The sequence below is a fragment of the Paenibacillus sp. JNUCC 35 genome (assembly GCF_058269095.1).
Window position 1 is genome coordinate 4,645,670 of sequence record NZ_CM177771.1, and the last position, 19,722, is coordinate 4,665,391.

Below are 19,722 nucleotides of genomic sequence, written 5' to 3' on the forward strand. Positions count from 1 at the left end.
GAAAGAGCTGCGGAGTTCCGCTATAATGGAAGAAGAACATTCGAGGAGGAGACTTTATGCGCATTGGTATTATCGGGCTCGGCGACATCGCCCGCAAAGCTTACCTGCCGGTGATCACCGCAAGAAACGACGTGGAACTTGTCTTCTGTACGCGAAATACCGCTACCCTGGAGCAGCTTGCCGCCACTTACCGGATAAGCGAAACCGTTACGGAGGTCGGCGATCTGATCAGCCGGGGCATCCGGGCGGCATTCGTCCACTCTTCAACGGAATCCCACGCGGAAATAACGAAGCAGCTTCTGCAAAACGGCGTTCACGTCTATGTGGACAAGCCTATTGCCTATACATACGAGGAGTCCTTGGAGCTTACGGAACTTGCCGAAAAAAACGGCCTCATTCTGATGGTCGGCTTCAACCGGCGTTTCGCTCCTCTCTACGTTTCCGTTAAAGAAAAATCATCGCCGAACCTGATTCTGATGCAAAAAAACCGCCCTCACTCCCCCGACTTTGCGCGCCGGTTCATCCTCGACGATTTCATCCATGTCGTCGATACGCTGCGCTATCTTGTGCCGGGAGACGTCCGGGAAGTTAACGTCACGTCCCACCAGAAGGACGGCAAGCTGTACCATGTGATGCTTCAGCTCAGCGGCGACGGCTATACGGCCATCGGCATCATGAACCGGGACAGCGGCAGCAGCGAAGAGACCGTAGAAGCGATCGGCGGCGGCCGCAAATGGTCGGTGAAAGATCTCAATACCGCGGTAGAGCTGGCGGACGGCGGCGAGCGGCATTACAAATTCAACGATTGGGACCCCGTTCTGCACCGCCGGGGTTTCCATGCCATCATCGATCATTTTATCCAAACGGTAAAAGAAGGCGGACAGCCTCTACAGTCAACGCGGGATGCCCTCGAAACCCACCGCGTCTGCGAGGAGATCGTGAAAGAGCTTGAAAAGAACGGAGTATCCGCCTGGGGATAAGGAATGCCTGTTCTCCCGGCCGGTCATCTGCAAAGACAGCCCATTCAAATAAACGCCCTTCGTTTGTCCGGCAGTCCAGATCGGCCGCCCTTCGTTTAAAGGGACCCGTTCTCGCTTAAACTAAGAAAGAGTGCCTCCCGTTAAACGGGTACCCATGCACTGGACACTTCAAAAAAAGTGTTTCGCGTACGGGTACCCGTTTACGTTTCCGTGAGGCTGCACTCTTTCTTTTTGTTTTTTGTCGCATTTGCGGTTTACCCAACTAACCCAGACCGGAGGTACCGATGAAAATCATCACGACCGCGCAGTGGGATGAAAAGCTTTGGCGGGAAGCGGAGCCCCTCTACAATGAGGCTTTTCCGGATCACGGAAGAAAGCCTATCCGAATCATTCGTCAGATGTTCCAAAGGAAGCTCTGCTTCCTTCATCTCGGGATGGTTGAAAATACGGCCGCCGTTATGGCCATTACCGGAGAGCTACCTTCGGTACGGGCGCTTCTGATCGACTACATCGCCGTCCGTCACGATTGCCGCGGACAAGGCACCGGCCGGCTTTTTATAGAAGAGCTTAAAAATTGGACCCGAGAGGAACGCGGCCTCAGCGGCATACTGATCGAAGCGGAAGCCGGCGACGGACCCGGCCATCGGAGCCGGCGGCGTTTCTGGGAAGCCTGCGGGTTTCATTTGACGGACTACGTCCACGAATACAGCTGGGTGCCGGAGCGCTATCAGGCGATGTATGTGAATTTAAGCCCCGAAGGAAAGCTCGTGGACGACGGCCGGCTTCTTTTTGAGTCGATCACCGATTTTCATCAAAGATCTTATCGGCGCACCTAGTCGAAGGAAGTCGATCGCCGCCCTTTTCTTCCCTGCCGCCTCGTCCTACTTCTGCCGCATGGACAAATGAGCTCCCTTGCGCTATTTTTAAAGAAGCAGGCGACTTTTGGAAAAAAGGAGTACGTATGGACCAACAACGGAAACCGAAAGTGTTTATCGGCTCTTCCAGGGAAGCGATTCCTATCGCGGAAGGTGTGCTGGAAAATCTCTCCCCGGCCGCGCAGGTGAACCCCTGGTTTGCCGGCGCCTTCAATCCCGGGCGGTATACCATGGAAGATTTGGATAAACAGGTACAAAACAACGATTTCGCCCTTTTCATCTTATCGACGGACGACGTCGTTCAAATCCGCGGCAAGCAGTATGCCTCGGCCAGGGATAATACCATTTTTGAAATGGGGCTTTTTATGAGCCGCCTGGGCAGGGAACGCGTCTTTTTTCTTATGCCGGATCATATTCCTGAAAGCGTTAACGAAACGGCCGTCGGCGGGCTGCGGACACCTTCGGACCTGTTCGGGGTCAATGCCCTTACGTTCGAAATCCGTTCCGAAGCCGACGAGTGGGTTCAGGCAACGGCCGCGGCTTGCAGCACCGTCAAAAGAAAGATGCGCGAATTGGGCTGCCTTTCGGAGCAGCCGACGATCTCCCAGCTCGCACGCATTCTGCGCCTTTTTCGTACCCTGTTAAAGGGGGTTCCCTTCAAACCGGAGGAGGAAAATTCCCTCCAGACGCTAAGCGAAGGAATCCGGATCTCCTACACGTGCCCGCCCCAGTTTACGGTTAAGGGCGTCACGATTCACAGCGCGGAGCAGGACGAGTGGATCAAGCAGGTCGCGGGCACCTCGAACATCGGCACGATGAACCGGACTTATCCCTTGACGGCCAATGAAAATCTGGGCCCCGGAGACAAGCGTATCCTCGTAGTGGACGCTCATTTGAACAACAGAGTCACGATGAATCTGCACTCTTCCTCCATTGAAAATGAATATTTGATATGTTATCCTTTAGCTAAGAAGTATGTGCTGACCGTGCATATGATCGGCCAGGACACATTGAGTTCGGAGCAGTTGAATAAGATAGCCGGCCTGAACGGACAGCTGATCAGTTCGGTAAACGATTTGTTGGGAGGGGAATAAGATGAAACCGGTCAGAAACAGATCGAACAGCGGATTAAAGCGTCGTCGTTCCGCCAAATCTGCTGGCAAAGTCTTGACCCAACGGAACTCCTCGGGTCCCATTTATTCCATCGGTCCTTCCGTAGACGGGAAAGAGCAGTCTTTCCAGCTCGTTTTGGAGAAAGAAGCCGTGTACGAAATTCCCGTCTATCTTCAAGGCTGACGCCCATACAGAATGAGAATAACCCGCTTCCTTTCGTAAGAAAGGGGCGGGTTTTTGCTGTTCAGGCACGCGGGTATCCCGATGTTCGGCTATGGTTGGCGGGCAGTATGGAGGTGTGGAAGCATTGAGGTACGGAGGACGAAGGATGGGAGAATGGCATACGGATACATCTGAGTTTGGATTAACGGAAACATAGAAGCCGGCTTTCCGCCCCCTCATCCTGTACTCTTTATTCCGCTAATTGGAATGAGCCCGGCGAATCCGTTTCAGCTGGTGAATATGACTCCACTCGTGAAAAGCGCTGAATTGCAGCCACTGGCAAGCATTCAGTTCCACGCCGAGGGGATGGCGGGACACCAGACGGTTCGTCTCTCTTGCGGCCAAACGAGGCAAAAACGCTTTCAGTTTGCCGCGGACCTCCGCAAGCCGTTCCAGCCCGTCCTCATACGCCACTTTTCCGGTAGGAAATGCGGAAGGCGGAGATTTTTTCGGCGTGCCGAGCAGCCCTTTTTGCTCGAACAGCGCCGTGATGTCCACCAGCTTCCGTTCCACCGGCTCGGATGGCCGGACAGCTTCGCCGTTCAGCAGCCTTCCGATTTCGGCGATGACCTGCTCCTCCACAATGCTCAGGTGCTCGACGATCTGGACCGGGTTCCAGCCGCCTTCGTACTCGCTCAGGTGCCGTTCTTCCGGTCCGAAAGCGTCCAGCGCCGCCAGAAACTCCCGTCTTTTTTTATCCAGAAAGGGTTCCAGTTCGGAAAAAATCATGCGTCCCGCCTCCTTGTATAAAAACGTCCTTCTCCCTCCATCATAGCGCGTTCCCGTGTTTTCTTCACCTTCTTATGAATGAGTTTCACTTATCTACGTAAAAATGCACCTCCAAGAGTAGTGATCGGTATACACACGGGGTGATTTTCCGATATCCACAACAAGGGGTGCATTTCAAACGGCTGTTCGCTTTTACTCCTTCATATTTTGAAGCAGCTGAACCCGGTAAGCTTCGCTCTCGAGCCCCTGAATCTCTTTGTATTCCTCTTCCGTCAGCCTTCTGGGCTCCCCGACCGATTTGGCGATCATATAAATTTTCGCGCTCTCTTCCATCACTTCGGTCCGGTAATACGCTTCCCGGAGGTTTTTGCCCGTGGTCACCAGACCGTGATTTTTAAGCAGCATGGAGCTGTAACGGTCCGCCTTCTCCGCCACTAGATGAGCGAGTTTGTCCGTTGTCGGCACGACATAAGGGATAAACGCGACATCCCCTACGAGAGCCGCCTGATCCGGAAAAAGCATGGGCAGATCGTCGTCCACGAGCGTCAAGGCAATGCAGTAGGCGGGATGCGTGTGCACGATAGCCTGAAGCAGAGGGTTCACCCGGTAGCAGAACAGATGCATCAACACTTCGGATGAAGGCCGGAAGGGGGTATCCCCGATTTCACCGGTAGGAATGTGGACCGGCACCCACTGATGCGGCTCGATATCTTCCAGCGCAAATCCGCTGGGCGACAGGTACATAAACTCTCCGGATCTTGCGCTGATATTGCCTCCGGGGCCGACTACCAGACCTTTCGCTACGCTTTTGGCGGCGTACTTCGTCAATTCTTCTCTTATTTTCCGTTCAGTCATTTCCGTTGACGCTCCTTTTCGGAATGATGGGCGTTTGCGTTGATCTTCCTGTAACGCGCATAAGCTTCCTGCCACCGGCCGGTATCCTCGGGAGAGTACAAATCCGGCGGGAACGAGGCCAGCACGACCTGCCGCATTTCGTCCCGGGTATGAAGCTCGCCGCGGGCCTTCGCCTGCATAAGCAAGCTGCCGACGGCAGTCGCCTCGACCGGCCCCGCGATGACGCACCGGCCCGTGATGTTCGCCGTCAGCTGGCAGAGCAGCCGGTTGCGGATGCCTCCGCCGACCATATGGACGGCTTCCAGCCTCCGGCCCAGCAGCTCCTCGATTTCGTGGAGGGTCTGGCTGAATTTCATCGCCAGGCTTTCCACGATGCAGCGGATCATCTGCGCCTTCGTCTGCGGAACGGGCTGGCCGGTCTGCCCGCACCAGCTGCGGATGCGCTGCGGCATGTTCCCCGGCGCCAGGAACACGGGGTCTTCCGGATCGACGTAGGCAGCCGCCGCTTCTTCTGCCGCCGCCATCACCTGCATGTCCCCGAAGGTGAGCGCTTCGCCTTCCAGCTCCCAGTACCGGCGGCATTCCTGCAAAAGCCATAGGCCCATGATGTTCTTCTGCAGCCGGATGCGGCCGTCCGCTCCGCCTTCATTCGTGAAGGCGAGAATCCGGCTCTGTTCGGTGATGACGGGCCGCTCCGTCTCCACCCCCATCAGCGACCAGGTGCCGCAGCTGATAAACGCATAGCTGCCGCCTGCTTGCGCGGGGACGGACACTACGGCCGAGGCCGTGTCATGGGAAGCTGCCGCCACGACCGGGAAGCTACGCATCTGCAGCTCCTCGGCCAATGCGGCGCGCAGACTGCCTGCGGCGGTTCCCGGCATCACGATGGAAGGGAACATCGCCCGCGGATGCGGAAGCAGGGCAAGCACTTCTTCATCCCAGCCGCGCAGCTGCGGGTCGAGCAGGCCGGACGTGCTGGCGATGGTATATTCCGCCGAAATGTCTCCGCATAGATAGTAGCGGAACAAATCGGGCATAAACAGCATCCGCACATCCTCGCCGGCCAGGGAGGCCGCCTCCCCTTCCGCTTCGAGCTGAAACAGCGTGTTAATGGACTGGGTCTGGATGCCTGTGCGCCGGTACAGTTCTTCTTCCGGTATCCGGTTCAGTACCCGCCGCATCGCGGGCTCGTTCCGTGAATCCCGGTAGTGGTAAGGATTCCCGAGCAGCCTGCCCCTGCCGTCCACAAGTCCGTAATCCACGCCCCACGTGTCTACGGCAAGCGAAGCGGGAGCCTCCGCCGTAAACGACTTACAGGCCCGGATGCCCTGGAGCATCTCGTGAAACAGCCGCAGAAAATCCCAGTGAAGATTGCCGCCTAGTCTGACGGGATCATTGGAGAAGCGGTGGATTTCCTCAACGGCCAGACGTGATCCGTTGTAAGTACCGAGCACCGTCCGCCCGCTGCTCGCTCCGAAGTCCACGGCCAGCATGTGAAGGCCGTTCTTCTCTACTCCCATGAAAAGTCCCCTCCCTGTCCGGCTTTTATTTATACAAAGGGCCGAAGTTTGCGCACGCGCGGAAGTCCGCCGCTTCTTCATCCCGGGTCCCGAAAGAGCTCCATACGCGCGGCCGGAATAGATTCTTCTCATCGACATTGTGCATGGAAACGGGAATTCTCAGCATCGCCGCCAAGGTAACGAGATCGGCCCCGATGTGTCCGTAGCTGACGGAACCGTGATTGGAGCCCCAATTGTCCATCACCGAATAAACATCGCGGAAAGAGCCTTCTCCTGTCAGGATCGGCGCGAACCAGGTCGTCGGCCACGTGGGGTCGGTCCGCTTATCCAGCGCGTCGTGCACGTTATCCGGCAGATTGACCGTATAGCCCTCGGCAAGCTGAAGCACCGGACCGAGGCCCTTCACCAGATTGATCCGGGTCATCGTGACGGGCATCCCGCCCTTCGTCAGGAAGTCCGACGAGTATCCGCCGCCCCGGAAATACTCCACGGCCGCGGGCCGCCAAGAAGTTTCACCAAGGCATTTGCCCACCTCTTCCTCGGTAATCTCCCAAAAAGGCTTCATGGCCGGCGCACCGTCCCGGGACTGCTGCCCCGTACCGTCCAGAGCCGCCGAGCCGGAATTGATGAGATGGAGAATCCCGTGCTCCGCGGCTCCTTCCAGCATATAACCCGTCACGCGCTTCACCGATTCGGGGCTCCAATACGTGCGGACGTCGGCGAAAATTTGGGCGGTGTGCGTCAGAAGGTATCCCATCAGCATCGCAACGCCGTTCAGGCTGTCGTTCTCGGTCGCCACGAGATAAGGCGCTCTTCTTCCGTTCCAGTCGAAGGAACTGTTCAGGATCGCTTCCATGAAGTCCCCGTTCGGGAAGTGATCCGTCCAGTGGCGCTGCCCCTGGAAGCCGGACAAAATCGCGTTATGCCCCAGCGCTTCCTCGCCGAAACCGAGTTCAGCCAGCTTCGGATTCCCGGTCATCAGGTCACGGACGATCAGGGACATTTTAACGACGGTTTCCCAGTCCTTGTCCTTACGTTCCCGGGACGTTTGAATGGCCGCAGGATTGTTGTCCGGCCCTTCCTTGCAGTTGTCCTTCACCCAGGCGAGCGCGAGCCCGTACTCCTCCTTGTCGTAAATCTCTTCTTCCATCCGGCGGACAAGCTCCGACATATCCACGTATTCATTGCGCATGCCGAGGTAATTCTGGAACAGCTCCTCGCTGACGATCGAACCCGCAATTCCCATGGAAACGGAGCCGACGGACAAGTAGGACGTTCCTTTCATTACCGCCACAGCCAGAGCCGCCCTTGCAAAACGGAGCAGCTTCTCCCGCACGTCTTCGGGAATGCCGGCCGCGCCCGTATCCTGCACATCCTTGCCGTAGATTCCGAACGCCGGAATTCCTTTCTGCGCATGGGCCGAAAGCACGGCGGCCAAATAAACGGCTCCCGGACGCTCCGTCCCGTTAAAGCCCCAAATGGCATTCGGAACGGAGGCGTTCATATCCATCGTCTCGGTTCCGTAGCACCAGCAAGGAGTCACGGTGACGGATACGCCCACGCCCGACCGGGCGAATTTGTCCGCAGCCGCGGCCGCTTCCGCTACGCCGCCGATACAGGTGTCGGCAATGACACATTCCACCGGCGTTCCGTCGGGGTAGCGCAAATTGCCGCTGAGCAGGGCGGCAGCCGCCTTCGCCATGTTCATGGTCTGTTCTTCAAGCGACTCGCGCACCCCTCTGCGGCGTCCGTCGATGGTCGGACGGATGCCGATTTTCGGAAAAGGACGGCTCCATCTGTGTTCGCGGTTGTTCATTTGATCTTCCTCCTCATTGAGTTATCGATAAACCATTTCGTAAAAAATATCCTTCACAGACACGTCACGTAACGACGCCTTTTCTCAAAATAACGTTGGCATATAAAGCGCTTTCACTTGTGGCGACAATGGCATAAGCTTCTTTAGCCCGTGCGTAGAAAGCGAATCGTTCCAGCTGTCCCATCGGGGCGCCAGGCAAATGCCTTCCGACCAATTCGCCATACGTTTCCCAAATCACCGGCTGAACCGGATCGCCCGGAACGACCGCCATAAGCGCAACCGGCTGATCTCCGTATGTATCGAGCGGGAACAAGGCAAGAACCGCCTCCAGAAGCTCGGGCACGCCGTGACCGTCGCAGCGGACCAGACGTTTGGCATGGCTCGCCGCCGGAAAGTTGCCGTCCCCCAGAACGATTTCGTCCCCATGGCCCATTTCCATCAGCACTTTCAGAAGCTCCGGCGAAAGAATGGATGGAATTCCTTTCAACATCCGCTTGTCTCCTCTCTGCAATTCAGGTAGAGTTAGAGTTACCGATAACACAAAATTAACAGCTGCCTCTCTTGCTGTCAACGGTTTTCTTTTATACAATAAACTCACTCAAGCATGAAAAGGTGATAACGATTGATTACCATCTATGATATAGCCGAAAAAGCAAATGTCTCCGCCATGACCGTTTCCAGAGTTATCAATAACTCCGGAAGAATCAGCGAGGCGACCCGCAAGCGCGTCCGCAAGGTGATGGAAGAGCTGAATTATATCCCCAACTCCATGGCCCGCGGCCTCGTTCTGCAAAAAACGAAGCTGTTGTCGCTGTTGATCACGGATATTACGAATCCTTTTTACACCACGATTGCGCGGGGAGCCGAGGATACGGCGAAGCGGTCGGGATACAAGCTTCTCTTCGGCAACAGCGACGAGGATTACGGCAAGGAAAAAGACTACGTGGAGATGATTCTCTCCACTCGGGTGGACGGCGTCCTGTTCGCGCCTACCGGAGACGCCTCCCTTGAGCAGCTCCGGCAGCTGCAGAAGCACGGGATTCCGTTCGTGATTCTGGACCGTGAAGTGCCCGGCATCGAAACGGATGTCGTCCTCGGCGACAGCAAAGAAGGGGCGAGAAAACTGGTCGAGCACCTGATCGGCCTCGGCCATCGGCGCATCGCCCTGGTCAACGGCTCGCCCGATGTATCTACGGCCCGGCTCCGGTATACCGGCTACCGGGAAGCTCATCTGCTCGGCGGACTGCCTCTCGACGAGAGCCTGGTTGTGTCGCTGAACTACCGCGAGTTTCAGGACGAGGCCTCGCTGCAGGCGCTGCTCGCGCTTCCTTCCCCGCCGACGGCGATTTTCGCGGCCAACAACCTGCTCGCCGTGGGGATTATTCAAGCGCTCCGTCAGAGAGGCTTGTCCGTTCCGGAAGATGTATCGGTTGTCTGCTTCGACGATTTCGGTCCCGCCGAGACCGTCAATCCTTTTCTGACGGTAGCCTCCCAGCCCGCGTATCAGTTCGGTGCCCTCGGCATGCAGCTTCTGATCGAACGGATCGAGAACGGCCCCGGTTCCGAAAGCCGCAAAATCATGCTGCCCTCCGAACTACTCATCCGTTCCTCGACCCGCACATGGGACAGGTAAGCCGGACTGACTTATAACAGCCGGATTCCTTCTTGGATGTCTTTCCGCCGGTCTTCGATATACTGCTCGATCACTTCAGGCTCCGACCGGAATAGGGACAGACTTTTTTGACGGCCGGTGTCCTTATATACATCCCGGGCAATGCGTCCGTGCATCTCGTACACTACGGGCATAATCCGGTCCTTCGTAAACGCCGTGCCCGTAAGGTGTTTCAAAAGAGCCTTGTACCGCTGGCGCGCCTCCTTGCTTTCCAGCACTTTTTCGGTCAAGTCGTTATACCCGGTGATCCTCACGAGATTACTGTTTACTCTTTTCCCGTAACAATTCCGCCCCCAAGTGCCTTCATAGTCCCACGGAATCATCCGGTACCTCCGGGTCGGTTTATGCTCGTAGATCGCATAGTTATGCTCGAAACCGTCATAATTCCCCGTCATCACGGCCCCGGCCAGCCACCGCAAGTAATTGTCGAGATCCACGTGCTTACCCAGAAAAGCCTTCAGCCGGTCTCCTTTAAGCGCATGCATGGATCGGATGAACGCTTTCATCTTGTCCCTGTCCTGACCCGTTCCGATCATGAGATCGTAGCCGGCAAACAAGGTCTTTTTTCGCTTGCGGGTATCCGGTTCTTTCAGTGAAAAATTCGCACGGTCGTTGCTTGCATACAGGAGAGACTTCATGAGAATCCCCCTCCGCCGGAAAAAAGACCGCTTAACCGCCTCGATCAGCACATACACGCCTTCGTTTCTGCCGTCGATCGTCAGTACGACATGGCGGGTATGCGGACTCGGCACGCCGATCATCCGGAAAAACCGGAACGACAGCGCATTGCGGATCAGCGAAGGATCGTCGTATTCGGCATTCAGATGATAGGTCCTGCCCTTCATCCGGATTTCATACGACTTTTTCGCATATTCGCGGGTATGCCCGCCCCGGTATCCGATCCGGATAGGCACGCTGCTGCTCCCGTCCGATAAAATCGCCGGTACGAAGCGGCTGCTCCATACGTTTTGCCGGAGTTTATGGTCCGCTCCGGAACCGATTGTCAGTTGAAAATGAGGAAGCGACATCAGATTCCTCCGCCTTTCGCTATAAGAAAACAGCCTATCCGTCAGGATAGGCTGTTCTTGTTACGTTACCTTATGCGAAATGCAGGCGCCGCGGCACAGCGCGGACCGACAAAGTTCAGCCTAACGTTTTCTGGTCGCTTTAGATACGGGAGCGGCCAGGCGTGCGGGGAGCCCGTGTGCCCGGCGGCCAGGCGTGCGGTTTTCTCCCGCACGGCCCCCTTCGGTTCGGTTTCCTCTCGTACGGCTGCCTTCGGTACGACTGCCTCCGGTATGCCTGTCCCCGGTGCGATCTTCCCTCGCGAACTCCCACTCCGGTCGATCCGCAGGTGCGTTCCAGGGATTCGACCAGATTCCTCCGGGATGGTTTTGCGGGTACTGCCCGCCGTAATAGTCTCTCCGCCCTTCCGTCCGGTTACCCCGCGTGCGATTTCCTTCGTTTCGGTTTCCTTCGCTCCGGCCACCTGCTGTACGATGGCCTAAGGTCCGACTGCCGCCTGTGCGGTTACCCGAAGTCCGGTGATCTGTGGAACGGCTTCCCCTTGTCCGGTGATCTGCGGAACGGCTTCCCCTTGTCCGGTTGTCCCTTGCCGGATCCCCTGTTGTACGCCAGTCCAAACGATCCCCCTGAAAACCGGGAGGTTCTTTTATACCTTCAACCGACTGAGCTCGTTCATCCTTTGCCCACCAACTTTCAAATAAATCGGGATACTCGCTCATTTGAACTACCCTCCATCTATCAAGATAGTATATACATATGAGCTTACTTGCAGATTGGTATGGTCAATGGTGTACCCTTATCCCGTTTTTGAAATATCCGCCGCTAAAAACCGAGCTAATAGACAAAAAAACGCCCCAGCCCGGAATTCGGTCTGTGCGTCTTTTTTTCGGACATACGATTAGGGCCTTTAAAAAGCCGGGACAACGGCAACGCCGTATTTGTCCTGGATAAATTTCTTCACTTCCGGACCGGTAAGCGCCGCATCAAGCTTTTTGATTTCGTCCCGGCTCTCATCGCCTTTGCGGACTACGATCACATTCGCGTAAGGAGAGTTGGCATCCTCCCGGAATAAGGCCGATTTGGGATCGAGCTTGGCTTCCAGGACTAGATTGGTATTAATAATCGCACCGTCCAAATCCGGTAGCGCCCTCGGCAGAGTGGCGGAGTCCGTTTCGAAAAACTTCAGGTTTTTCGGATTATCCGCGATATCCTTCGGCGTAGCCTCGTAGGTGGTTAGCCCCTCTTTCAGCTTGATAAGACCCTGCTGCTGCAGGAGGACCAGCGCCCGGTATTCATTGGAGGGATTGTTCGGAATACCGATCTTCGCGCCGTCTTTGATCTCGTCCTTGGATTTCAGCTTGCTCGAATAAAATCCGATGGGTTCCACATGAACCTTGGCGGCCACCGCAAAGTCAAAGCCTTTCTCTTTCTTGACCGAATCCAGATACGGCACGTGCTGAAAATAGTTCGCGTCGATCTGTTTGTCTTTCAAAGCCGGATTCAACTGGCCTTCGTCATCGAACACTTTAATGTCCAGGTTGATTCCCTGCTCTTTCAATTTCGGTTTTACGACTTCCAGGATCTCCGCATGCGGAACGGCCGCTGCTCCTACGGTAAGTTTCACCTCTTTGGCGGGTTCTTTGGACGCTCCCGGCGTACTGCCGGTTTTCTCCGAAGCGGTAACCTCGCCTTTGCCTTGACTTCCGCATCCGGCAGCCGTCAACGTGACAGCCAGCAGAATGGCCGCAAGTGCGCTTAATCGTGTCTGTGTCATGGAATACGCCTTCTTTCTTCTATGTAATGAATAAAAAACAGATAAAACGGACAGACCGTTTATTCCAGTTTGTAGCGTTTGCGGATGACCGATTTGGCGATGGAGTCGCCGGACCACTGGATAATCTGGACAATCAGAATAATAAGAATAACGGTGGCAATCAGGATATCTTCCCGGAAGCGCTGGTAACCGAACCGGATGGCCAGGCTGCCGAGGCCTCCCGCGCCGATGGCGCCCGCTACCGCCGTAAATTCCGTGATCGCGATGACGCCGATCGTGACCGCCCGAATCAGGGCCGGAAGCGCCTCCGGAATCAGCACGCGGAGTATGATGGTCCACGGCGAGGCGCCGACCGATTTGGCCGCTTCGATTTTGCCGGAGCTGACTTCTTTCAGCGAGTTTTCGATAATCCGTCCCAGAAAAGGAGCGGCTCCGATCGAAAGGGACACAATCGCCGCCGTTGGTCCCAGTGTCGTGCCGACAATGAGCCTGGCAAGCGGGAGGAGCAGCACGATCAGAATAATGAACGGCAGGGACCGTACCGCATTGATCGCGGTCCCGATCACTTTATTCAGCTTCGGGGCCGCAAGAATGCCGCCTTTTTCCGTAACCACCAGAGTGATGCCGAGCGCGCTGCCCAGCAGGAAAGCGAACAGGGAAGACCAGACGACCATGAAAAGCGTCTCCTGCAGCCCTTCGACCAGCAAATCGACCAAATCGTCTCTCATATGCCTGCCCCCGCTCCTTCCAGAACCGTCCGCTTGCTGCGGTAATGGTCGATAATGCTGACGAATCTTCTTGCGGTATCGCTCTCCGGCTGGAGAAAGAACTTATCCACGGTTCCGGTCTCTACAATTCTACCTTTTTCTATGACCGCCATATTGCGGCAGATGTGCTGGAGAACGTCCAGCTCGTGCGTGATCAGCACAATCGTCAAATTCAGCTGGCGGTTAATGTCTTTGAGCAGCTCCAGCGTGGAATAAGTCGTTTGCGGATCGAGCGCCGAGGTCGCTTCATCGCTCAGAAGCACATCGGGTTCGTTCACAAGCGCCCGGGCAATCCCGACCCGCTGCTTCTGGCCACCGCTGAGCTGGGACGGGTAGACGTTCTCTTTGTCCCCCAGCTGCACCAGATCCAGAATCTCCCTCACTCTCTCAGCCAGAAGCGGTTTGGGAACTCCCGCCACTTTAAGAGGAAACGCCACGTTCTGGAACACGGTTTTGGAATCGAGCAGATTAAACTGTTGAAAAATCATGCCGATTTTGCGGCGGGCCATCCGCAGTTCCTTCTCGCCCAGATCGGTGATACGCAGTCCCTCGATATCTACTGTGCCCGAATCGGGCTCCTCCAGCCGGTTGAGGCAGCGGATTAATGTGGATTTCCCCGCCCCGCTAAATCCGATGATGCCGAAAATATCCCCCTTTTGGATGCGCAGATTGATGTTTTCCAGGGCCGTTACGGGACCGCTGGCGCTTTTGTACGACTTGGTCAGATTTTCTACGAGAATCATGTGCCTACACCTGCCCGGAAATTTTTTCAATAAAAAAAACCAAGCCCATCTTACCGGCCGTCCGGTAAAGAGCTTAGTTTCCAGCTATCTGGTCAACTAACGACTTATGAAGTTATTTCCGACTAAACCAATGTCTTTTGTTTAATTTATATCAGCTTTCCCCTCTTGTCAACTGCCTTTTGAGAATAAAAAACGAGGATTGACGGCCTCCGGAGCTTGATGTTAATGTTTAACATATTATTCCTATGAAATAACTAGGTTATAAGGAGGAACCCCCTTGGCAGCCAACAGACAAATCAAGCTATCCGCCTACCTCGTGGGCACCGGAATGCATGTCGCCTCGTGGAAACATCCGAACGCGCAACGAAGCGCCAGCATCTCCATCGATTATTACAAAGCGCTCGCCCAAACGGCCGAACGCGGCAAGTTCGATATCGCTTTTATCGCGGACAGTCTCGCCATCAATGAGGATTCCCATCCGAATATCCTGAACCGTTTCGAACCGCTCACTCTCATTACCGCGCTTGCGGGCGCCACATCCAAGATCGGCGTCGTCGCCACCGCTTCCACGTCCTACATCGAGCCGTTCAATCTGGCGCGTTCCCTGCTGTCCGTCGATCAGATCAGCAAAGGCCGGGCAGGCTGGAATATCGTGACGACACGCGATCTGTCCGGCAGCACGGCCCGGAATTTCGGAGCGCAGGATCATCTGGAGCACGGCTTCCGTTACAAAAGGGCGGAGGAATTCGTCGAGGTCGTGACGGGGCTCTGGGATTCGTGGGAGGACGACGCCTTCGTGCAGGACAAGGAAAGCGGTGTCTTCTTCCATCCGGGTAAAATGCACCGCCTTAACCACCGGGGCGAATTCTTCTCCGTCGAGGGGCCGCTGAATATCGCGCGTTCACCTCAGGGGTATCCAGTGCTGGTGCAGGCGGGGACCTCCGAATCCGGCCAGCAGTTCGCCGCCAAGCGGGCGGAAGTGATTTTCTCCATCAAGTACAGCAAACAGGAAGCCCGGGAGTTTTACGACACGTTCAAAAGCAAAGTCGCCTCTTTCGGCCGTTCACCCGACGAGGTCGTCATTTTGCAGGGAATTTTTCCGGTAATCGGCCGAACCCAGGAAGAAGCGGACGAGAAATACAGGCAGCTCGAGTCGTATATTTCCGAGGAAACGGGTTTCAGCTTCCTGCAAGACTATTTCCCGGGTGTCGATTTCGCGGGCTTAACGCTGGAATCCCGTGCCGCCGATGCGGGACTGGACCGCCTTGAGCTGGACAAATCCGATTACTGGAAGCACCAGCCTGTCATTACCCGGGAGAATCCGACGCTCCGTGAAGTCTACTCCCTTCTTACGGGCTCCTTCAGCCGGGAAGACTGGGTCGGCACGCCGGAGAAAATTGCGGATACGCTCGAAGAGTGGTTTACGGAGCGCGCAGCCGACGGCTTTATGCTGATGGCCCCGCTGCTGCCGGACGGACTTCACGATTTCGTGGAGGAAGTCGTCCCGCTTCTCCAGCAGCGCGGGCTGTTCCGCACGGAGTATGCGGGGGATATGCTCAGAGAGCACCTCGGTCTGCGCGTGCCGGAGAACCGCTATGCCCGGGAGGAAGTATCCCGCCCGTAAACGGGCGCTCGCGAGCGCGCCGGAAGGCGGCCGCTTGCTTCGTGGCGGGCTTTTGCAGCGGGTATGTGCCGCCGCAAAAGCCCATAGAAAAGGAGCCCGGATTCCACGGGCTCCTTTTGGCGCGTGCGGGCTCGATGCGATCTTGTATACTCGCTTGGACGCGTGCGCACTCGCTCTGTGTTCTTTATGCTAGCTGGGCTTATGCTGCTTGCTACGCTCTTGATGCCGGCTTTGCCGCATACGCGCTTCGCTGCCTGGATGACCGTCGCATCGGCACGTAAGCGGTTCGCTGTTACGCTGGAGCGTGTGTGTTTCTCCGGGCCCCGCCCGGCGTGATGTCATTCGCTGCGCGTTCACGCCCCCGCTTCCCGGCGATGCAGTAGCTGCTAAGGTAAACGGAGACATGGCTTCAAGCATCGTATAGCCCCGTGCTTAAATATCGCTCCCCCGTATCGGGAGCGATGCAGAGCACCTTCTTCCCTCTTCCGAGCTTCCGGGCAATCCGCATACCCGCCCACACGGCCGCTCCCGAGGAAGGCCCGAGAAGCAGCCCTTCCCGGCGGGCCAGCTCTCTGGCCGTCTCATGCGCGTCCTCGTCCCCGATCTGCAGCACCTCGTCGTAGAGCTGCGTGTTGAGAACCGGCGGAATAAAGCTGGGACTGATTCCCGGGATACGGTGAGTCCCCGGCTCGCCGCCGGAGAGTAGAGGCGAACAGCGCGATTCGACGACATAAATGCGCAAATCCGGCAGTCTGGATTTAAGCGACTCCCCCGTGCCCGTTATCGTGCCTCCGGTGCCCGAGGTACATACGAATGCGTCCAGCCTTCCCTGCATCTGCTCCCATATTTCCGAAGCGGTCGTAAACCGGTGAACGTCGGCGTTGCCGGCATTCTCGAACTGGACGGGAACGAAGCTGCCGGGAATCCGCTTTTCCAGCTCCCTGGCCCTGCGGAGGCCGCCTTCGATCTTTTCTTCCGCCGGGTAGAGGACAACTTCCGCCCCATACGCTTGCAGAATTCCCGTACGCTCCGCCGACATGTTATCGGACATGATTACGATAAGCCTGTATCCCTTGACGGCCGCCACCATCGCCATGCCGATGCCCGTGTTTCCGCTGGTCACTTCGATGATCGTTCCGCCGGGGAGCAGCCTGCCGTCCCGTTCGGCCTGCCCGATCATGTGCCGGGCCGCACGATCTTTCACGCTTCCGCCGGGGTTGAACGACTCCAGCTTGACGTAAAGCTCGGCGTCGTTCTCACCCGACAGCCTCCGGATACGGACGACCGGAGTATCCCCGATCAGCTCCAGTACGCTGCCCGCCATTGCGGGACTGTGTCCGGCGCCTTCAACCTTTTCTCCGTCTCTTGCAGACATGAGAGCCGCCTCCTCCCGCCTCCCGGATCGTGATGTCAGCTTCCGATCGTTACTTCTCCCGCCTCTCCGTTGCCGGAAGAATGCAGGACCTTGCCCGTTATTTCCTGAGGTCTTTGAAGCAAATTTAAGATAGGGCAGACTTCCTCAACTCCCCGGTGAAGCTCGGCGATTTCTTCCTTGGAAGCGGCCGACTCGATGTGCAGGGTGTAGCGGATGTTGTGAGGCCAGAAAGGAATCTCCTCGTAGCCGTCTTTTCCGGCAAACTTATGCAGCTCGCCTTCGACCTCCACTTCCAGCGATTCCAGCGGAACTCCGCGCAGGGCGGCCTGAATCAGCGTGATGTGCGTCAGGCAGCTTCCGAGAACGCCGAGCTGAATCTCCGCCGAATTCGGCCCGAGGTCGAATCCGGCGAAATCCGGCAGGCTGTCGCTAAGAATTTGGAAATTCCGGATACGGATTTCCCTTACGCCGCTCCGGTCCTTGGCTCTTACCTTGGCCTTCAGCACGTCCGACGGCTGATTCGCGACTCGTTTGCGCTCCTCCTCGCGCTCCTCCAGAGACTTCTTTTTGGCGGCTAAATAATCGTTTAACTGGCTCATATCGCTCACTCCCGTTCCCATGGATTGAACTGCTGCTCCTTAACTAGCCCCGCCCGCCCTAAAGAACCCCTTCAGAACGGGTCAGGTTACGACCGCCCGACGAGCGGACTCCCCGCCCACGGCACTGATTCCACACGCATAATCTACGCAACAGCGCAGCAACGCAGCCAAACTCTATCAAACCGGTTCAAACTGTCTCCGGCTGTTTCGTATACCGGTTGGCCGGTATCGGCAGCCCGAGGTTGCCCCGGAGCGTATCGCTTTCGTACTCCGTACGGAAAATGCCGCGCTGCTGAAGGATCGGCACCACATGATCCACGAAATCCTCCAGCCCGCTCGGTACGGCGGCGGAAAGCATAAAGCCGTCCACGGCGCCCGCTTCGAAATACTCCTGGATAAGGTCCGCGACCTTCTCGGGCGTTCCGACGAAACGTCCTTTGGGCGTTGCGGCCTGCAAAGCTACCTGACGAAGCGTGAGGTTTTTCTCTTTCGCTTCCTGCTTGATTTTGTCGGTCCCGCTTTGGAAGCTGTTCTTGCCAAGATCGCCGAGATCCGGGAACGGCTCATCCAGGGGATACTGCGAGAAATCGTGATGCTCGAAAAAACGGCCCAAATAATCGAGCGCCGTCTCGATCGTCACCAGGTCCGCAACCTCCTGGTACTTGCGCTCCGCTTCCTCCTCGGTCGATCCGATAATCGGCCCGATGCCCGGGAAAATAAGCACTTCGTCCGGCGAACGCCCGTGCGAAGCGGCCCTCTCCTTCACTTCCTTGTAGAAACGGACGGCGTCTTCCAGGTTTTCGTGCCCGGCGAAAATGGCGTCCGCCACTTTAGCCGCATAGTTTTTGCCCACTTCAGAGGCTCCCGCCTGGAAAATAACCGGCTGCCCCTGTCTGGAACGGGCAATGTTCAGCGGTCCCCGGACGGAGAAAAATTCCCCCTGGTGATTCAAGGTGTGCAGCTTCTCCGGATCGAAAAATACGCCGGATTCCTTATCCCGTACGAAAGCGTCGTCTTCCCACGAATCCCACAATCCTTTCGTCACATCCAAGTATTCTTCCGCGATTTTGTAGCGCAGATCGTGTTCGGGATGCGATTTGCCGTAATTTAACGCGGACCCTTCGAGCGGTGAAGTGACGACGTTCCACCCCGCGCGCCCGCCGCTGATGGCGTCGAGGGAAGCGAACTGCCGGGCGACCGTAAACGGTTCGCTGTACGAGGTCGACAGGGTTCCGACGAGGCCGATGTGTGTACTCACGGCAGCCAGAGCGCTCAGAATCGTAATCGGTTCAAAACGGTTCAGGAAATGCGGGATCGACTTCTCGTTGATATACAAGCCGTCGGCAATGAAGATCAGATCGAACTTGCCCGCTTCCGCCTTCCGCACCCATTTTTTGTACAGCTCGATATTCACGCTCGCGTCCGGCTGCGCATCCGGGTGTCTCCACATCGCCGGGTTACCGCCGACCCCATGCAGAAGCGCGCCCAGCTTTAACTGTCTTTTTTTACTCATAATCGTTCCTCCCCTTCCGCTTTTCTTATACAGCCGCTACCCGTGATTTGATCCGTTCGATTTGCGCCAGATGAGTTTGCACGTGCGCCGTAAAAGCATTCACGACAGACGCCAGGGTGACGGTCTCCCCTTTGAAATTGACACCGGTTTTCTCCCAGTCTTCCTCCGTAAGCCGCCGGAACAATACCGCGTTGTAGTGCAGCAGTGCCGCATAAGCGTCCAATATATCGGAAGCGCCGCTTTCGTTCGCCCGCTGTCCTTCCACCCACGGGTCCTGGGCGAATCCCGGCAGGGTCTTATCCGAGCCCGCCAAAATTTCGCGGATGCGAAACGAGACCACGATATTGTGGTCGGCCAGATGCGCCAGCACCTCCGTAATGCTCCATTTTCCCGGAGCTTCTTTCCGCTTGAGCTGCTCTTCGTCCAGTCCCGCGACCGCCAGTTTCAATTGATCGTAAACCGATAAATAAAGTTGGATATCTACGTTTAAAATGCCGGAACCGCTCATTGTTCTACCTC

Annotated in this window: 20 protein-coding genes; 6 read left to right on the top strand and 14 right to left on the bottom strand. The window is 56.5% G+C overall.

Annotation, left to right across the window (positions count from 1 at the left end):
* Positions 1 to 56: 56 nt before the first annotated feature.
* The 4 genes from AC2TF6_RS21015 (at position 57) to AC2TF6_RS21030 (ending at position 3,151) form a co-directional block, all read left to right on the top strand.
* Positions 57 to 980: a Gfo/Idh/MocA family protein gene (locus tag AC2TF6_RS21015; RefSeq protein ID WP_491308334.1), complete on the top strand. Its 924-nt coding sequence runs from the start codon at positions 57 to 59 to the stop codon at positions 978 to 980.
* A gap of 284 nt (positions 981 to 1,264) precedes the next feature.
* Positions 1,265 to 1,816: a GNAT family N-acetyltransferase gene (locus AC2TF6_RS21020; RefSeq protein ID WP_491308335.1), complete on the top strand. Its 552-nt coding sequence runs from the start codon at positions 1,265 to 1,267 to the stop codon at positions 1,814 to 1,816.
* 125 nt (positions 1,817 to 1,941) lie between these two features.
* Entirely contained in the window at positions 1,942 to 2,949 is a 1,008-nt protein-coding gene (locus tag AC2TF6_RS21025; protein ID WP_427517519.1) for a TIR domain-containing protein, read from the top strand.
* A gap of 1 nt (position 2,950) precedes the next feature.
* Positions 2,951 to 3,151: a hypothetical protein gene (locus tag AC2TF6_RS21030; protein ID WP_491308336.1), complete on the top strand. Its 201-nt coding sequence runs from the start codon at positions 2,951 to 2,953 to the stop codon at positions 3,149 to 3,151.
* A gap of 237 nt (positions 3,152 to 3,388) precedes the next feature.
* Here the strand turns inward: AC2TF6_RS21030 and AC2TF6_RS21035 are convergent, their stop codons facing one another.
* From AC2TF6_RS21035 to fucU, 5 genes are all read right to left on the bottom strand, one after another.
* Complete coding sequence (locus tag AC2TF6_RS21035) at positions 3,389 to 3,919, bottom strand: DinB family protein (RefSeq protein WP_491308337.1); 531 nt, start codon at positions 3,917 to 3,919, stop codon at positions 3,389 to 3,391.
* Positions 3,920 to 4,111: 192 nt separating this feature from the next.
* Complete coding sequence (locus AC2TF6_RS21040; RefSeq protein WP_491308338.1) at positions 4,112 to 4,774, bottom strand: class II aldolase/adducin family protein; 663 nt, start codon at positions 4,772 to 4,774, stop codon at positions 4,112 to 4,114.
* Complete coding sequence (locus tag AC2TF6_RS21045; protein ID WP_491308339.1) at positions 4,771 to 6,294, bottom strand: rhamnulokinase; 1,524 nt, start codon at positions 6,292 to 6,294, stop codon at positions 4,771 to 4,773. The genes AC2TF6_RS21040 and AC2TF6_RS21045 overlap by 4 nt, the downstream gene beginning before the upstream one ends.
* 25 nt (positions 6,295 to 6,319) lie before the next feature.
* Complete coding sequence (locus tag AC2TF6_RS21050; protein ID WP_491308340.1) at positions 6,320 to 8,110, bottom strand: L-fucose isomerase; 1,791 nt, start codon at positions 8,108 to 8,110, stop codon at positions 6,320 to 6,322.
* Between the two features lie 64 nt (positions 8,111 to 8,174).
* Positions 8,175 to 8,600 carry an L-fucose mutarotase gene (gene fucU, locus AC2TF6_RS21055; RefSeq protein WP_491308341.1) on the bottom strand — a complete coding sequence of 142 codons (426 nt, stop codon included), beginning with the start codon at positions 8,598 to 8,600 and terminating at the stop codon, positions 8,175 to 8,177.
* 132 nt (positions 8,601 to 8,732) lie between these two features.
* Here fucU and AC2TF6_RS21060 point away from each other — a divergent pair, with 132 nt between their 5' ends.
* Positions 8,733 to 9,743: a LacI family DNA-binding transcriptional regulator gene (locus tag AC2TF6_RS21060; RefSeq protein ID WP_491308342.1), complete on the top strand. Its 1,011-nt coding sequence runs from the start codon at positions 8,733 to 8,735 to the stop codon at positions 9,741 to 9,743.
* An 11-nt stretch (positions 9,744 to 9,754) separates the two neighbouring features.
* Here AC2TF6_RS21060 and AC2TF6_RS21065 read toward each other — a convergent pair whose 3' ends face one another.
* The 5 genes from AC2TF6_RS21065 to AC2TF6_RS21085 form a co-directional block, all read right to left on the bottom strand.
* Entirely contained in the window at positions 9,755 to 10,810 is a 1,056-nt protein-coding gene (locus tag AC2TF6_RS21065) for a CotH kinase family protein (RefSeq protein WP_491308343.1), read from the bottom strand.
* 120 nt (positions 10,811 to 10,930) lie between these two features.
* Complete coding sequence (locus tag AC2TF6_RS21070) at positions 10,931 to 11,425, bottom strand: hypothetical protein (RefSeq protein WP_491308344.1); 495 nt, start codon at positions 11,423 to 11,425, stop codon at positions 10,931 to 10,933.
* 290 nt (positions 11,426 to 11,715) lie between these two features.
* Positions 11,716 to 12,582, bottom strand: a complete 867-nt coding sequence (locus AC2TF6_RS21075) for a MetQ/NlpA family ABC transporter substrate-binding protein (RefSeq protein ID WP_491308345.1) — start codon at positions 12,580 to 12,582, stop codon at positions 11,716 to 11,718.
* Between the two features lie 59 nt (positions 12,583 to 12,641).
* On the bottom strand, positions 12,642 to 13,310 hold the full coding sequence (locus tag AC2TF6_RS21080; RefSeq protein WP_491308346.1) for a methionine ABC transporter permease: 669 nt from the start codon (positions 13,308 to 13,310) through the stop codon (positions 12,642 to 12,644).
* Positions 13,307 to 14,092 (bottom strand): methionine ABC transporter ATP-binding protein, encoded by a 786-nt coding sequence (locus AC2TF6_RS21085; RefSeq protein ID WP_491308347.1) that lies wholly within the window; start codon positions 14,090 to 14,092, stop codon positions 13,307 to 13,309. The genes AC2TF6_RS21080 and AC2TF6_RS21085 overlap by 4 nt, the downstream gene beginning before the upstream one ends.
* 277 nt (positions 14,093 to 14,369) lie before the next feature.
* Here AC2TF6_RS21085 and AC2TF6_RS21090 point away from each other — a divergent pair, with 277 nt between their 5' ends.
* A complete protein-coding gene (locus AC2TF6_RS21090; RefSeq protein ID WP_491308348.1) occupies positions 14,370 to 15,716 on the top strand; it encodes an LLM class flavin-dependent oxidoreductase in 1,347 nt (448 codons plus the stop codon).
* 409 nt (positions 15,717 to 16,125) lie between these two features.
* Here the strand turns inward: AC2TF6_RS21090 and cysK are convergent, their stop codons facing one another.
* The 4 genes from cysK to AC2TF6_RS21110 form a co-directional block, all read right to left on the bottom strand.
* Positions 16,126 to 17,091 (bottom strand): cysteine synthase A, encoded by a 966-nt coding sequence (gene cysK, locus AC2TF6_RS21095; protein WP_491308349.1) that lies wholly within the window; start codon positions 17,089 to 17,091, stop codon positions 16,126 to 16,128.
* Positions 17,092 to 17,126: 35 nt separating this feature from the next.
* Entirely contained in the window at positions 17,127 to 17,690 is a 564-nt protein-coding gene (locus tag AC2TF6_RS21100) for an OsmC family protein (RefSeq protein WP_491308350.1), read from the bottom strand.
* Between the two features lie 187 nt (positions 17,691 to 17,877).
* Positions 17,878 to 19,203: an LLM class flavin-dependent oxidoreductase gene (locus AC2TF6_RS21105; protein WP_491308351.1), complete on the bottom strand. Its 1,326-nt coding sequence runs from the start codon at positions 19,201 to 19,203 to the stop codon at positions 17,878 to 17,880.
* Between the two features lie 25 nt (positions 19,204 to 19,228).
* Positions 19,229 to 19,711, bottom strand: a complete 483-nt coding sequence (locus AC2TF6_RS21110; RefSeq protein ID WP_491308352.1) for a DinB family protein — start codon at positions 19,709 to 19,711, stop codon at positions 19,229 to 19,231.
* Positions 19,712 to 19,722 lie beyond the last annotated feature (11 nt).

Excerpts from the sequence above, each read along its gene's own strand:
- AC2TF6_RS21050 (WP_491308340.1), bottom strand. The coding sequence starts at position 8,110 with ATGAACAACCGCGAACACAGATGGAGCCGTCCTTTTCCGAAAATCGGC.
- AC2TF6_RS21110 (WP_491308352.1), bottom strand. The coding sequence starts at position 19,711 with ATGAGCGGTTCCGGCATTTTAAACGTAGATATCCAACTTTATTTATCG.
- AC2TF6_RS21025 (WP_427517519.1), top strand. The coding sequence starts at position 1,942 with ATGGACCAACAACGGAAACCGAAAGTGTTTATCGGCTCTTCCAGGGAA.
- AC2TF6_RS21100 (WP_491308350.1), bottom strand. The coding sequence starts at position 17,690 with ATGAGCCAGTTAAACGATTATTTAGCCGCCAAAAAGAAGTCTCTGGAG.
- AC2TF6_RS21105 (WP_491308351.1), bottom strand. The coding sequence starts at position 19,203 with ATGAGTAAAAAAAGACAGTTAAAGCTGGGCGCGCTTCTGCATGGGGTC.
- AC2TF6_RS21045 (WP_491308339.1), bottom strand. The coding sequence starts at position 6,294 with ATGGGAGTAGAGAAGAACGGCCTTCACATGCTGGCCGTGGACTTCGGA.
- AC2TF6_RS21030 (WP_491308336.1), top strand. The coding sequence starts at position 2,951 with ATGAAACCGGTCAGAAACAGATCGAACAGCGGATTAAAGCGTCGTCGT.
- AC2TF6_RS21040 (WP_491308338.1), bottom strand. The coding sequence starts at position 4,774 with ATGACTGAACGGAAAATAAGAGAAGAATTGACGAAGTACGCCGCCAAA.
- AC2TF6_RS21085 (WP_491308347.1), bottom strand. The coding sequence starts at position 14,092 with ATGATTCTCGTAGAAAATCTGACCAAGTCGTACAAAAGCGCCAGCGGT.
- AC2TF6_RS21035 (WP_491308337.1), bottom strand. The coding sequence starts at position 3,919 with ATGATTTTTTCCGAACTGGAACCCTTTCTGGATAAAAAAAGACGGGAG.
- fucU (WP_491308341.1), bottom strand. The coding sequence starts at position 8,600 with ATGTTGAAAGGAATTCCATCCATTCTTTCGCCGGAGCTTCTGAAAGTG.
- AC2TF6_RS21080 (WP_491308346.1), bottom strand. The coding sequence starts at position 13,310 with ATGAGAGACGATTTGGTCGATTTGCTGGTCGAAGGGCTGCAGGAGACG.
- cysK (WP_491308349.1), bottom strand. The coding sequence starts at position 17,091 with ATGTCTGCAAGAGACGGAGAAAAGGTTGAAGGCGCCGGACACAGTCCC.
- AC2TF6_RS21075 (WP_491308345.1), bottom strand. The coding sequence starts at position 12,582 with ATGACACAGACACGATTAAGCGCACTTGCGGCCATTCTGCTGGCTGTC.
- AC2TF6_RS21065 (WP_491308343.1), bottom strand. The coding sequence starts at position 10,810 with ATGTCGCTTCCTCATTTTCAACTGACAATCGGTTCCGGAGCGGACCAT.
- AC2TF6_RS21015 (WP_491308334.1), top strand. The coding sequence starts at position 57 with ATGCGCATTGGTATTATCGGGCTCGGCGACATCGCCCGCAAAGCTTAC.
- AC2TF6_RS21020 (WP_491308335.1), top strand. The coding sequence starts at position 1,265 with ATGAAAATCATCACGACCGCGCAGTGGGATGAAAAGCTTTGGCGGGAA.